Here is a 13,958-nt window from a genome sequence, read left to right as displayed (position 1 = left end):
AAGCCTTCCCGGGTGGAACGTGCTCCACGGCGCTGTGCAGGGGCCGCCCGCATCATGAGCTGTGATCAGCCGGTGGTCAGGCGCTGATGGACGCGCGCCGGATCGCGGCGAGCGCGCGCGTCACGTCGTCGTCGGTCGTCGACCAGTTGCTCACCGAGATGCGCATGACGCGGCGGCCGTGCCAGGTGGAGCCACTGATCCACGCCGTGCCGTCGTCGAGCAGCCGCGTCAGTATCCGATCCGTGCGTTCGTCGTCGCCGAACTCGGCGCAGACCTGGGTGAATACCACGTCGTTGAGGACTGTCGCGCCGTCGATCCGGGCGATGCCGGCGGCGAACGCCGCGGCGTGCCGGCACAGCCGCTCGATGAGGTCGGCCACACCTGACCGGCCGAGGGACCTGAGGGCGGCCCACACGGGGAAGGCTCGGCCGCGGCGGGAGAGTTCGGGGACCTTGTCGATGGGGTCGCCGCCCTCGTCCTGGATGAGGTAGTCGCCGTGCAGGCCCATCGCCGCCCGGAGCGCGAACGGGTCGCGCACGACCGCGAGGCCGCAGTCGTAGGGGACGTTCAGCGTCTTGTGGGCATCCGTCGCCCAGGAGTCGGCGTCCGCGCACCCCGCCGTCAGGTGCGCGTGCATCGGGGAGGCGGCCGCCCACAGTCCGAAGGCTCCGTCGACGTGCACCCACGCATCCGCCTGGCGGGCGGCCCCGATCGTCGCGACGAAGGGATCGAAGGCGCCGGAGTGGATGTCTCCGGCCTGGAGGATCACGATCGCCGGGCTCTGCCCGCCGACCGCCAGAGCGTGCCGCAGGGACTCGGGCTCGATGCGCCCTTGATCGTCCGCCTTCACCGGTTCGGGTCTGCCGAGCCCGAGGTAGCGCAGCGCCAGGTCGACGGCCATGTGGCGGTCCTCGCCGACGATGACGCGTACAGGTGGCCCACCCACGAGTCCGTCGCGGGCCACGTCCCAGCCGGCGCGCCGCAGCACAGCGTCGCGCGCGGCGGCAAGGCAGGTGAAGTTCGCCATTGTGGCACCTGTGGTGAAGCCGACGGCACTGCCGACCGGCAGGCCGAGCAGATCGAGCAACCACGTACTCGCGACGTCCTCCACCGCCGTGTACGCGGGCGAGACGGCGCGCATCACACAGTTCTGGTCCCAGGCACTGACGAGCCAGTCCGCGGCCAGGGCGGCCGGTTCGGTGCCACCGACCACGAACCCGTAGAAGCGACCACTGGGAAACGCGGTGAGTCCCGGCTCACCAGCTGTGGCCAGCAGGTCGACGACATCGGCGGGTGTGCTCGGACGGTCGGGCAGTTCGGAACCGAGCGCGCGCACGATCTCGTCGATCGAAGCGCGGGCGGGAACCCGGCGATCGGAAAGGCTCGCCAGCCACCGGAGGGCATGGCGGTATGCCTGTCGGAGCGCCGCCTCGCGGGCGTCCATACCTCGGACTATGCGACAGCCCTCGCGGCGGTGCAAGCCACGACCGGCACGGAGCCTTCGGCCCGCCGAAGGCGGATCGGGGCGCGGCGATGTGCCCTGGGTCGTTTGATGCCGCCGTGTGATCGAAAGGATCTTTCGCCGGTCCGTCGAGGGCGTCGTCGACCCCCTGAGCCCCGAGGCGACCGGCACCGGCTCCTTGTGCGGGCACCTGGGAATCCGGGCCACGAAGCATCCCTCTCCCGCTGGTTGTTGAACCAGTCGACCCATTCCGCGGTGCCCAGTTCGACGTCGGCGAGACCGTGCCAGGGCCGACGGGGCTTGATCAGCTCTGTTTTGCAGAGGCCGATCTGGGACTCCATGAGCGCGTTGTCCAGGGCGTCACCGACGGTGCCGATCGAGGCGTCGATCCCAGCCTCGAGAAGGTGCGCGCGGTGAACGCGAAAGACGTGTACTGGGCGGATTCAACCAGTCGTAGCAACGCTGGGCTGCGCTGATTGTAGATGTTCGTCGAGGGCCTCCCGGGTGTCTTCCGACCGAGGGTTTTGCGGGGACGGGAGTTGAGGACCGCGGCGATGGCGGTCAGCTCGTCGGTGCCCATCGGGACAAGTCGGTGCCCTTGGGGAAATGCTGACGTAGCAGCCCGTTGACGCTTCTATGTCAAGCGGCGAGCTGATGCTGGGCGATGTGGTGCTGCAGGTGGCTCGATCTTGGGTCATGGCGCGACGGATGACATCGATCAGATGGCGTTTGAGGATGCGTCGGACTCCGCGAGCTCCCTTGGTCGGCTCGTGGCGGGCCAGGAGTGCTCGCGCGCCCGCATGGAATCGCTGCTGGACGATGGACGCCGTGTAGAGCACGCTGTTGAGCCTCCGGTTGCCGCCCCGGTGCAGCCGGTAGCGTTCCTTGTCGGACGAGTGGACCGGGATCGGCGCGGTCCCGGTGTAGCGGGCGAGCTTCGCTGAGCTGGCGAAGCGGGTGATGTCACCGATCTCAGCGAGGAGGACCGCCGCAGACACATGGCCCAGCAAGCGGTCCTTGACATACTCCCGCAGTCGCTCGTTCGCGGCCCGCAACCATGCACGAGGTCGTAGGGGATGTCCCGTAACTACCGGCCATCCGGGCGGGGATAGCTCTGGTCCGGTACTCAGCAGAAATCGAGCGGGCTGCCCTTGTCCACGCAGTACTTCATGACGGCGATCAGCTCGCGGGTGTCATTGATGCGCCGTTGGAGGACGGGACCGTCGACGACTTGTGTCGGCTCGCCGACGATTGCTCTAGCCGTGGCAGCGTGGCGACGCACTGAGCGGGTGTGAGGTCGCCGTCGTCGTCTGGATGGTTGAGCAGCGGTGCCAGCGTGGTGGTGATGCTGCTCCACGCGCACTTCCCCAGCCGGAATCCGCGGCGCCCACGAGAAGGGCGGAGTCGACGGCCAGATCGGCTGGTTCCGTGGCAACCACCTCGTCCCGGTGCCCGAGATCACGATGCTCGCCGAGCTCAACGCGATGATCGACCGGTGGGACCAGGAGACGAGGATCGCCGGATCCGGTCCCGTCCTCGTACGATCGGTCAGTACTTCGCGGCCGAGCAGCCGCTGCTGGTGCCGCTGCCTGATGAGCCCTTCGAGACGGGCCGGCTCTTCACCTGCGGGTCGACCGCTGCAGCCAGATCAGCGTCCGCACCAACCGCTACTCGGTGCCGGTCCGGCTGATCGGCCGGAACGTCCGCGCGATGCTGCACGCCTCCGAGCTGGTCGTCTACGACGGCCGGGACGAAGTTGCACGGCAGGGGCGGCTGATCGCCAATGGCGGCACCGCCTCGAACTCGACCACTACCTGGAAGCTCTCGTGCGCAAGCCCGGCGCCTCGCCGCGAGCGACCGTGCTCGACCATGCCCGTTCCGCAGGCCGTTTCACTCCCGTCCACGACGCCTTTGGGATGCTGCCGTCAAGGCCCACGACGAGCGCGACGGCACCCGCGCGCTCATCGAGGTCCCCCTCGGCCGGCACCTGCCGCACGAGCACCTGGTCACCGGACTTGCTGCCGCCCTCAAGACCGGGGCGCTGACGGCGGACGCCGTCGCTCTCGAAGCCCGCAAGGCAGCAGACGCCGAAACCGCCCCTGCGGAGGCCCCAGAACCATCAGGAGCAAGCCGGACCGGCATCGCCCCACTGCCGGCTGCGGCGATGGATGGTTGCAAGGAACGTGATCCGCGGATGGCGATCGTCACCTCGGCGATCAAGGTGGCCGTCAAGGGGGCTTGGGTAAGCGAGCGCGTGCGTGGGTCGGGTGGGTTGGGGGGTGTGTCTCTTGCCGTTCGTCGTGCCGGTCCCACCGCTCGGCGCATTCGCCGTGTCCGCCTGTCGCAGTAGTGCTTCCGTTCGGCATACCCGAGGTGGCGGAGGGGGAACGGTGGGGCTCGGGCGGCGTAGACAGGAAGTGCAGGGACTGCCGAGACCCCCCGGCGGCACGCCGTTCGAGTGGGGAAGCGGTTCCCACCGTATCGGGCCGCCGGACCGACAGGTGCAGCGATGGATTCCTCCCAGTCCTCTGCCGCTTGAAGGGAACCACCCGCTCATGTCCACTACCACTGCAGCCGATCCGGCTTCCCGTCCTTCCGCGCGGGAAGCGTGTCACTCGGGTGAGCGCGCCATGAGCTGCCCGAACCGTGTGGTTTTCGCGCTGGCCGCCGATCGGGCGCACATTGCGACCGCGCGCCGTCAGGTCACTGCCCATCTGCGGTGCTGGAGTCTGGACGACATGGCTGCCGACGCCGCGTTGGTCACGTCCGAGCTCGTGACCAACGCCGTGCTCTACGGACAGACCGACACCGTCACCGTGCGTCTGGCCGAGTGCGGCACACCGGCGGACCCGCTGCTGCTGATCGCCGTCACGGACGAGTCCCCGGACCAGCCCGTGTCGGGGGCCGCTTCCCCCGCAGAGGTGGAAGAACACGGCCGCGGCCTGTTCATCCTCCAGTGTCTGGCCAGTTGCTGGGGCGTCATCGCCAAGCCGTGCGGCGGGAAGCTCGTGTGGGCCACCTTGGCCGTCAGCGGCTCCCGGCACGTCGATCGCAGCGGGCGTGCCTCCTCCCCGTGCTGCGCGGGCTCCCGGCTGGCACACGCCTTCAGCTAGGCGCCTCTCGTGCCGGGCCTGTGGGGTCCGGCAGGCGCTTTTCGTGGACCGCCGGGCTCAGGGGGGTGCTGCCTGGCTTGTCTCTTCGGCCGTGTGATTGCACGGCATCGGTCCCCGGTCCCTGATCAGGTCCGATGCGAATCCTGGGGCTTGTCCTGCGCTGTTGCCGAGCCCGGTCGGACAGGCAGGATCAGCGATTCGGGGGCGTGGAGGCGCACCAGCGCACGTGCGGTACCAGGAGGGACACTACGCCGGGTCAGCAAGGAGGTGCCGATCATCACCGCGAAGGCCAGGGGCACGCTCCAGGCCGCCGGGCGGCTCAGCAGGGCCTGGAGCAGGCCCCCGGACGGTGGGGCGGCGATGGTGACGACCGCCGCGCCGATGGTGGCGCCGCCGCCGGCGAGCAGACCTGCTGCGGCGCCCTGCGGGGTGAGGCCCCGCCACCAGATGCCCAGGAGCAACAGGGGTGAGAACGACGATGCGGCCACCGCGAACGCGAGCCCGACGACGTCTGCTGCCGGGAGGCGCACCACGAGGAGGGACAGCGCGCAGGGCACAAGGGCCGCGGCCACGCCGGCGAGCCGCAAGCGCAGCACGTATGCGCGGCCTTCGAAGGGCTCTCTGGTGGCGCTTGTGCGGCGTGACGTGCCGACCGGTGTCGCCCTGCGTTTCGTCCGTGCCGTGATTCTTGCCCGGATGTGCTCCAGCTCCTGGCTGAGCACCCCGGCCACCGAAACGGTCAGCCCGCTTGCCGTCGACAGGAACGCAGCGAACGCGCCGGCGGTCACGAGCGTGCCCAGCAGTGTTCCGACCGTCCCGCCGACGAGTTGGGTCGGCAGCAGCAGTACGGCCGCGTCGGTGCGGCCGGTCATGAGCAGTTCCGGCGTGTACACGCGGCCCAGCGCCCCGTACACCGGGGGCAGTACGTAGAACGCGGCAAGCAGCCACAGCACGGCCCAGGTGGTGCGGCGGGCCGCCGCACCGTCGGGGTTGGTGTAGTAGCGCACGATCACATGGGGCAGTCCCATGGTGCCCAGCAGGGTGGCGATCAGGAGCGAGTACGTCCCGTACACCGGATGGCTGGTGCCGGACAGTGGTCGGGCCCAGTCGTTGCCGCTCAGCGGCTCCTGACCCACCGGGTGGGGGACATCGGCCCCGGCGGGGAAGTCGACGGTGGCTCCTCCACCGATCCGGTGGTCACCCGGCCGGAGCCGTACCTGTGCGTGGTCCACAGGACGCCCGTCGAGGCTGCCGTTCACCGTCACGGTCACCGGCTCGTCGACCCGTACCCGCACGGTCTGCTGCACGGACACGGTCGTCGCCTCCCGGAATCGCGGCGGGGTGTCGCTACTCGGCCAGGGGGCTCCGTCGGCGCGCCAGGCCAGCAGCAGGAAGATCACGGGGACGGCGAGCGCTGTGAGCTTGAGCCAGTACTGGAAGGCCTGGACGAAGGTGACGCTGCGCATCCCGCCGGAGGCGACGGTGATCGTCACCACGCTGGTCACGACCACTGGCCCCACCCACAGCGGGGCGGCCGTGACGGTCCGCAGGGTCAGTCCCGCGCCCTGCAGTTGCGGCAGCAGATAGAGCCAGCCGGTGAGCACCACGAGCAGCGCCGTCAGGCGGCGCACCCGGGTGGATTCCAGGCGTGCCTCGGCGAAGTCCGGCACCGTGTAGGCGCCCGAGCGGCGCAGCGGGGCGGCCACGAACGCCAGGAGCACCAGGTATCCGGCGGTGTAGCCGACGCCGAACCACAGCATGTCGGCGCCGTAGGCCAGCACAAGCCCGGCGATGCCCAGGAACGAGGCCGCCGAGAGGTACTCGCCGCCGATTGCGGAGGCGTTGCGCAGGGGGGAGACGGCCCGCGAGGCGACGTAGAAATCCGATGTGGCACGGCCCGGCCGAAGCCCGTAGACACTGAACATGGCCGTGGCGACGCACACCAGCGTCACAGCCGCGATGGAGTGCGCATCGGTCATGGGGCGCGGACCACCCTCACAGGACGCTGGGGGCGCCTTCCGCGGCCGTCCGTCATGAGCGCTCGATCAGTTCGACGAAGTCACGCTCGTTCCTCTTCGCATGGCGTACGCAGACCAGGGCCAGCGTGAGGATCACCGGATACACCGCCACGCCGATGACCAGCCAGGCCGCGGGGATTCCCGCAAGGGTTCCGTCCCGCAGGGCGGGCGTGAAGAACAACAGGTACGGCATGCCGCCGAGAACGATGACGAGAGCACCTACGACGGCGAGCCCGAGCCGCAGCTGGCTGCGCATGAGTGAGCGGAGGTAGATGTCGCCGAGGGGTGTCTGCCGTCCGAGGTCGTCGGTGACGTACGCGGGACGGTCCATCGGTGTCTGCCCGCTTCGCAGGGCCGCCAGCGTCCTGGGATGGGCCACGGTGACGCGACGCGGAGGAGGCCTGTCCGCGCCGGAATCGCCCCGCGACGGATCCGGGATGTCGGTCACCGGGCACCGCCACGGTCGGGGAAGGTCCGTCGCTGGACGGGCGGCACCATGGTGGCGGACGGCTCACCGCCGGGCGAGGGCGGGCCCGCCGGGCGGCTCTCGGGCGGGCGGGTCCGCGCCTGTCGTACCAGGGCCTCCCTGACCTGCCGGATGTGGCGCCTGCTGACCGGTAGCAGCTGATCCCCGAGCCGCACACATGTCTTTCCACCCTCCATCCGCAGCTCGGTCACCTCGCTGAGAGCGACGAGAAAGCTGCGGTGGATGCGGATGAACCCGGCATCGTGCCAGCGCTCCTCCAAGGCGGCCAGCGGTGTCCGCACCAGGTGCGTGCCCGAGGGGGCGTGCAGGCGCGCGTAGTCGCCGTGGGCCTCGGCGTAGAGCACGTCGCTGCGCTTGACGAAGCGTGTCACGCCTGCCAGCTCCACACAGATGACCTCGTCGGCAGGAGGGGCGGCGGCCTGCGTCGCCTGGTCGGCGGGCTCGTCCGCCTCGTCCGCCTCGTCCGTCTCGTCCGCGACACGGCGCACCGCCTCGGCCAGGCGCTCCCGGGCAACGGGCTTGAGCACGTAGTCGACGGCGTGCAGCGTGAACGCGTCCACCGCGTAGTCCTCGTGCGCGGTGACGAACACCACCCGGGGCGGCCGGACGAAACGGGAGATCACGCGGGCGATGGAGACCCCGTCCAAGCCGGGCATGCCGATGTCGAGGAAGACGGCATCGAGGGGACGGCCCGCCTCCATGGCCCCGCCGATGTCGAGGAGGGCCTGAGCCCCGTCGTGCGCCGTCCGCACCTCCACCACACGCGGGTCGCAGCGGAGCAGGTAGGCCAGCTCCTCCAGGGCCGGCACCTCGTCGTCTACCGCGAGAATGTGGAGCATACTGCGAGGTTAACCATCTTTTGACCCGATATGGAACTCGACCGGACGCTCGGTGTGCACCGAAATGCACACCGGTGCCGTCAGCCGCGGGCCGGCCCGTTCTGGACGGCCCGCGGGTGGAACTTCGGCACCCGCACCCGCACCGTCGTTCCGGCATCCGGTGCGGTCTCCACGACCAGCCCGTAGGCGTCCCCGTAGATCTGCCGCAGTCGCTCGTCGACGTTGCGCAGTCCGATCCCCGGCTCGCGCCCCGGTTCCCGCCACCGCTCGGAGCCGGAGGGTTCCGCCGGGCCCTCCTCGCTCTCGCCCCTGAGGGTGCGAGCCAGGCGCCCGGGATCCATCCCCGTGCCGTCGTCCTCGACGCTGATCCAGGCTTCACTCCCCGCATCCTTGGCCCTGATCACCAGGTGCCCCGAGCCCGCGCGGCGCTCCAGGCCGTGGCGGACCGCATTCTCGACGAGGGGCTGAAGGCACAGGAAGGGCACCACCACGGAGAGGACCTCCGGCGCCACCCGCAGGGAGACCTTGAGACGGTCACCGAATCGGGCTCGTTCCAACAGCAGGTAGCGGTCGATGCAGCGCAGTTCCTCGGCAAGGGTGGTGAATTCGCCGTGCCGTCGGAAGGAGTAGCGGGTGAATTCCGCGAACTCCACGAGCAACTCCCTCGCCCGTTCCGGGTCGGTGCGGACGAAGGAGGCGATCGCCGACAGCGAGTTGTAGATGAAATGCGGCGAGATCTGGGCGCGCAGGGCGCGGACCTCCGCCTCCGCGACAGCCGCGCGCGAGCGGTCGAGTTCGGCCAGCTCCAGTTGGGTCGACACCCAGCGTGCGACCTCCGTGGTGGCCAGGACCAGACCGGTCGAGGCCTGCGAGCCGTAGACGGCGAGTGCGCCCTCCGGTCGGCCCCCGACGATCAGCGGCACCACGACGCCCTGTCGCAGCAGGCAGTCGGCCCTGTCGCAGGGGGTGTCGCCGGGGCCGATGACCTCGGTGCGTCCCCTGTCGAGGGCCCGCTGGGCGTGCCCGGGAACTGCCGACCCGTGGTCATGGCCGACCATGGCACCCTCCCAGGCCAGCACCATGCCGGACGCGTCCGTCAGCGCCAGCGCGGGCACGCCGAGCAGCGCCCGCAGATGCCGTCCGGCGCGCCGCGCGCTCTCCGCGTTCAGCGTGGCCCGAAGCGGGGGCGCGGCCAGCGAGGCGGTGTGCAGCGTCTCGTAGGTGGCCCGCTCCTGCGCGGTGCCCATGAACTGCCGGTGGCCGACGGCGCGCAGCAGGAGCAGCGCGGCAGCGATGAGGAGCACCAGCAGTGTCCCCAGGAGCAGGACGGCCGTACCGGTGGAGAACCACGCCATGCTCGGACGGTATACCCGAGCACCGGCCCGCGCAGGGCGGCGCTGCGGCCCGCGCTCGGGGGAGACCCGTGTCGCCCGTCCCGCGGCACAGGAGGGGGGTGGGACGGGGTGGTGGACGGCGGGCATCGGCCCTTCGCCCCACAAGCACCGCCGGTGCGGCGGTCGGCGGTGCCGGTCCGAGTGGAGAGCGAGGACGACGGCCCGCGCCGGCCGCGGCGGTGCGAGTTGGGACGGACCCGTGACGAAGGGCCGGGGCCCGCCCGCCGTCCGGACGGCGATCCGCCGAGCCGCCCGACGCGCGCACTTCTCGCCGGCGCCTAGCGTGCCTCGTTGACGATTCAAGGGACTCCTGGGGCTTGCGCGCTTCCGGAGGACACCTCTATAACCCTCGTTAGGAAAGTTTCCTAACGAATGGGTTCGATGATGAGACGCCGCACCCTCGCAATGGCGCTGAGCGCCCTGGCCGTGCTCGTACCCCTGTCCTCACCCGCATCGGCCGCCGACCCGGGAGCCGCGGAAGCGACGGTCGCAGCCTCCTTCGACTGGCAGGCATGGACGCCCTACTCCGTGGGCGACCGGGTCACCTACGCCGGTGTCGAGTACGAGTGCCTGCAGAGCCACACGTCGCAGCCGGGATGGGAGCCCCCGAATGCGGCCTCCCTGTGGAAGAAGGCCGACGGAAGCGGCGGCGACACCACAGCGCCGAGCGTGCCGGGCGGCCTGCATTCGACCGCGACCACCTCCAGCAGCGTGTCCCTCGCCTGGGACGCCTCCAGCGACGATGTGGGGGTGAGCGGATACCACGTCTACCGGGACGGGGCACAGATCGCGTCGGTTTCCGGCACGTCCTACACCGACAGTGGGCTCTCCTCCGGTACGACCTACGGCTACACGCTCAAGGCCCGCGACGCGGCCGGGAACCTCTCCGGTGCCACCCCCACCCTCTACGCCACCACCGCCTCCGAAGGCACCGACCCCGTGGAACCGGGCGGCTGGACCTCCTACTCGCCCGGCTACAGCGTCCAGGAACGCGGCTGCGGCGTGGTCAGCAACCTGACGTTCCGCCTGACCTGTTCCACAGCGGACGGCGATCAGCGCGCAGAGCGGCGATACGCCACGTACACCGGCGGCAGCCGCCAGTTCGAAGGGTACTTCCGCATCACCAGCATGGGTGGCTCCCGCGTCAGCCTCAAGCAGACCTTCCAGACAACCGGCCCGTTCTTCATGCTCGCGGTCGAGCAGGGCGGACGACTGTACGCCGTACACGGAGGGACGACCATCGCGACCGGTGCGACGATCGGCACCCCCGTGCGGATCAACACGGTCCACGTCGTCGGCAGCAGCCACCGCACCTACGTCAACGGCTCACTGCGCCACCGCGTCTCCAGCCCCTCCGGTGACTTCTACGACAAGTTCGGCGCCTACCGCACCGCCAGCGGAAGCGGACCGATCGGCGTCGAATGGAGCGGAATCCGGTTCTGGCGCAAATGATCCGCACACATCAGCACGACGCGGCCCTCCCCTCCGCGCTGCACACACAACCCGGACGGGACGGTCGCGATCTCTCACCCGAGGCAGGCAATGACCGCGAAGTCTTCAGTGCTGACGCTTGTGCTGCTGTGGGGCTCACTGACCGCATGCTCCGCACCACACACCCACAAAGCCGAGCCCCACCCGGTCGAGGAGCTCTCGGCCTCCCTGATCTCGCCCACCGACATCGTGCTCAAGTGGCGAACACACGACCCGGACGCCGCCGGTCACGTCCTCGAGTTCGCCACCGAGCGCCAAGGCCCCTACACCCCGTTGGAGTTCCTCCCGCCCCGGACGACGAGCTTCACCCACCCCGACCTGCTGCCGAACACGCCGTTCTACTACCGGCTCCGTGCCCTCCACGGCCCGGCCTCGGAACCGATCGAAGTGACCCTGCCCAAAGGACCCTTCAACGAGAAGGCTCAGAGAAGCGACCACGACTGGACAGCACCCACGACGGCTCCCGGGCAGCCGACCCCCACCGCCTCGATCGCAGAGGGCGCCGCCGCACCGACCGGACTGAGCGCCGTCATCATGCACGCCAACGGCATCAGGTTCCGATGGACGGACCGGGCCACCGACGAAGAGGGGCAACTCCTGGAGGTCAGGCCGGCGGGCAGCCCGGAATTCAAAGCGGTCGCCGTCCTCGACCCCGACATCAACTCGTTCGGCCTGGTCACCTTGCCCGACGAGAAGCAGGCCTGGTACCGCGTCCGCGCCTTCACCTACGGGCCACCGTCAGAGGTCGCCCACCGGACAACCGGCTCCGACCGGTTCGCCGACGAGCCCTCTTCGGCCATCTCCACGCAGCCGCCCGGTCCTCCGCACTAGCCCCACGCCCCGCCCGACACCGGACAGACACCGAGCCGGCGTCCGCTCGACGCACGCCCACCCGGATCACACCCCTGCACGCTCGACCCGTCATGCACGCACGGCACCGCACCAGAGAAATTCCCTTCAACCACCGGAGAGTCTCATGAGACCTGCTCGAACCTGGCCGAGCGCGCTCGTGGCCGCGCTGCTCCTCGGCCTGACCGCACTGCACAACGCCAACGCCACCCCCGCCCCCCAAGAGGTAGAAATCGGGGAATCGACCGCCCTCGCCGCCTACACCGCCTGGGAGCCGTGGACCGCCTACACCGTGGGCACACGGGTGACGTACAACGGCAGCACCTACGAAGCACTGCAGAGCCACACCTCCCAGCCCGGCTGGGAACCGCCGAACGTGCCCGCTCTCTGGAAAGCCGTCGGCAGCGGCGACACCACGGCCCCCAGCGCGCCGAGCGGCCTCAAGCCCACCGGCGTCACGGCCACCGGCATCTCCATGTCATGGACCGCCGCCACCGACAACGTCGCAGTCACCGGCTACGAGGTCCTCCGCAATGGCACTTGGGTAGCCACGCCGACCGGCACCTCCTACACCGACAGCGGACTGACGGCCGGCACCACCTACACGTACACGGTCCGGGCGAGGGACGCGGCAGGCAACGTCTCCGCCGCGAGCAACCAGATCAGCGCGACCACCTCACCCTCAGTACCCGACGGAGGCTCGACCCCCGCGGCGATCAACGGGCAACTCAAGGTCTGCGGCACCAAACTGTGCAACCGGTACGGCAACCCCATCCAACTGCGCGGCATGAGCACCCACGGTCTGCAGTGGTACAACCAGTGCCTGACCACCGGGTCCCTCAACGCCCTTGCCACCGACTGGGACGCGGACGTCATGCGGATCTCCATGTACATCCAGGAAGGCGGCTACGAAAGCAATCCGCGGCTGTACACCGACCGCGTGCACAACCTGATCGAGCAAGCCACGTCCCGAGGCATGTACGCGATCGTCGACTGGCACATGCTCAGCCCCGGAGATCCCTACGCCAACCTCAGCCGCGCCAAGACCTTCTTCACCGAGATCGCCCAGCGCCACAACAACAAGACCAACCTGCTGTACGAAATCGCCAACGAACCCAGTGGCGTCAGTTGGTCGCGCATCAAGGGCTACGCCGAGGAACTCATCCCGGTCATCCGCGCCAACGACCCGGACACCCCCGTCCTGGTCGGCACACGCGGATGGTCCTCGCTGGGCGTCTCGGAAGGCGGCAGCGAGACCGAGGTGATCAACAACCCCGTGAACGCATCCAACATCATGTATACGTTCCACTTCTACGCCGCCTCGCACGGCAGCACGTACGTGGCTGCCCTCTCCCGCGCCGCAGACCGCATCCCCATGTTCGTGACGGAATTCGGGACCCAGACCGCCTCGGGAGACGGGAGCAACGACTTCACCCGCGCCCAGGAATATCTCGACCTGATGGCGGCCAAGAAGATCAGCTGGGTGAACTGGAACTACTCCGACGACGAACGCACCGGCGCCGTCTTCAAGCCCGGCACCTGCAGCAACAACGGCCCCTGGACAGGCACCGGCTCACTCAAGCCCGCCGGCGTCTGGGTCCGCGACCGGATCAGGACCCCGGACAACTTCCCGACCGGCTGAACAGCACCGCCCAGGCCCTCGCCGGTGAGCCCGACGCCGCGGTACGGATGGCCTCGCCGCGCGGAATGGATGCGGCGCATCTGGTCCTCGCCGACGTCGATCTGTCGGGGTGCCTGTTCACCGGAACGGTGCACCTGGACCAGGTGCGGTTGGAGGGCGCCTGCTCCTTCGACACGGTCCCGCCCACACGCTGGCTGCCCTTACTCCCGCGGTTCTCCCAGCGCCGCGCCCTGGCCGAGGAACACCACTGACGCGCGAGTCGGCCGGCGGCAAGGGGCTGGAACGTGGCGGTGCTCGGCGCCGGGCGCGCCGGACCGGCGCAGCCGATCTCGAGCAGCAGCACCCCCGAAGCTGCGGCCCTGTCCCTGCCGTTCAGCGGGGCGGGGCCGTCGGCATCCCCGCAGGCGCATGCCCCGCCCAGCCCGTGAGCGGCTCCACGGAACTGCCGTGCGCGGCCTTGAGACCGCCCTGCGGCCACCGGTACGACCGGACGCTCTGTCGCAGTGGGAGTCGCCGACCTCCCAGGCCGACTCAAGGGCTGAGTCGAACAGCGCCTGCGCCCGAGCCGCCCATCCCAGCCGGGCCAGGGCGACGGCCGGCTCGTCGAAGTCCTCGGCTCGACGGAGGCAGTTCCGACTGGGAATACGCCCGGACCATATCGCC

Annotated in this window: 11 protein-coding genes and 3 pseudogenes; 6 read left to right on the top strand and 8 right to left on the bottom strand. The window is 69.9% G+C overall.

All coding sequences use genetic code 11. The features are described from left to right. Positions 1-76 precede the first annotated feature (76 nt). The 4 genes and pseudogenes from MDN94_RS32910 to MDN94_RS32895 all read right to left on the bottom strand — a co-directional run. Entirely contained in the window at positions 77-1,444 is a 1,368-nt protein-coding gene (locus tag MDN94_RS32910) for a pyridoxal phosphate-dependent decarboxylase family protein (RefSeq protein ID WP_482729485.1), read from the bottom strand. A gap of 239 nt (positions 1,445-1,683) precedes the next feature. Beyond that, positions 1,684-1,901 (bottom strand): annotated as a pseudogene (locus MDN94_RS32905) (integrase core domain-containing protein); the annotation flags it as partial. 4 nt (positions 1,902-1,905) lie between these two features. Further along, positions 1,906-2,101, bottom strand: a pseudogene (locus MDN94_RS32900) (IS30 family transposase); the annotation flags it as partial. A 158-nt stretch (positions 2,102-2,259) separates the two neighbouring features. Further along, positions 2,260-2,460 (bottom strand): annotated as a pseudogene (locus MDN94_RS32895) (transposase); the annotation flags it as partial. Positions 2,461-3,136: 676 nt separating this feature from the next. On the opposite strand from MDN94_RS32895, the gene MDN94_RS32890 reads away from it, so the two are divergent. Further along, on the top strand, positions 3,137-3,649 hold the full coding sequence (locus tag MDN94_RS32890; protein ID WP_482729484.1) for a hypothetical protein: 513 nt from the start codon (positions 3,137-3,139) through the stop codon (positions 3,647-3,649). A gap of 443 nt (positions 3,650-4,092) precedes the next feature. Next, positions 4,093-4,575, top strand: coding sequence for an ATP-binding protein (locus tag MDN94_RS32885; RefSeq protein ID WP_482729483.1), 483 nt, complete (start codon positions 4,093-4,095; stop codon positions 4,573-4,575). A gap of 125 nt (positions 4,576-4,700) precedes the next feature. Here the strand turns inward: MDN94_RS32885 and MDN94_RS32880 are convergent, their stop codons facing one another. The 4 genes from MDN94_RS32880 to MDN94_RS32865 all read right to left on the bottom strand — a co-directional run bounded on the left by MDN94_RS32880 (position 4,701) and on the right by MDN94_RS32865 (position 9,274). After that, positions 4,701-6,554, bottom strand: coding sequence for a sodium/solute symporter (locus MDN94_RS32880; RefSeq protein ID WP_482729482.1), 1,854 nt, complete (start codon positions 6,552-6,554; stop codon positions 4,701-4,703). Positions 6,555-6,606: 52 nt separating this feature from the next. Beyond that, positions 6,607-6,924 carry a hypothetical protein gene (locus MDN94_RS32875; RefSeq protein WP_482729481.1) on the bottom strand — a complete coding sequence of 106 codons (318 nt, stop codon included), beginning with the start codon at positions 6,922-6,924 and terminating at the stop codon, positions 6,607-6,609. 113 nt (positions 6,925-7,037) lie between these two features. Continuing rightward, positions 7,038-7,919 carry a LytR/AlgR family response regulator transcription factor gene (locus MDN94_RS32870; RefSeq protein WP_482729480.1) on the bottom strand — a complete coding sequence of 294 codons (882 nt, stop codon included), beginning with the start codon at positions 7,917-7,919 and terminating at the stop codon, positions 7,038-7,040. An 80-nt stretch (positions 7,920-7,999) separates the two neighbouring features. After that, entirely contained in the window at positions 8,000-9,274 is a 1,275-nt protein-coding gene (locus MDN94_RS32865) for a sensor histidine kinase (protein WP_482729479.1), read from the bottom strand. A gap of 423 nt (positions 9,275-9,697) precedes the next feature. Between MDN94_RS32865 and MDN94_RS32860 the strand changes: the two genes are divergently transcribed. The 4 genes from MDN94_RS32860 (at position 9,698) to MDN94_RS32845 (ending at position 13,546) form a co-directional block, all read left to right on the top strand. Further along, positions 9,698-10,765: a carbohydrate-binding protein gene (locus tag MDN94_RS32860; RefSeq protein ID WP_482729478.1), complete on the top strand. Its 1,068-nt coding sequence runs from the start codon at positions 9,698-9,700 to the stop codon at positions 10,763-10,765. Positions 10,766-10,873: 108 nt separating this feature from the next. Continuing rightward, the gene (locus MDN94_RS32855) at positions 10,874-11,635 is read left to right on the top strand and encodes a fibronectin type III domain-containing protein (RefSeq protein WP_482729477.1); all 762 of its coding nucleotides are present in this window, start codon (positions 10,874-10,876) and stop codon (positions 11,633-11,635) included. Between the two features lie 145 nt (positions 11,636-11,780). Next, positions 11,781-13,295: a cellulase family glycosylhydrolase gene (locus MDN94_RS32850; RefSeq protein ID WP_482729476.1), complete on the top strand. Its 1,515-nt coding sequence runs from the start codon at positions 11,781-11,783 to the stop codon at positions 13,293-13,295. Positions 13,296-13,360: 65 nt separating this feature from the next. Beyond that, positions 13,361-13,546, top strand: a complete 186-nt coding sequence (locus MDN94_RS32845) for a hypothetical protein (protein WP_482729475.1) — start codon at positions 13,361-13,363, stop codon at positions 13,544-13,546. The last annotated feature ends 412 nt before the right edge of the window (positions 13,547-13,958 follow it).

The organism is Streptomyces sp. WAC00040 (assembly GCF_056835925.1).
This window is presented reverse-complemented; position numbering and strand designations above follow the sequence as displayed.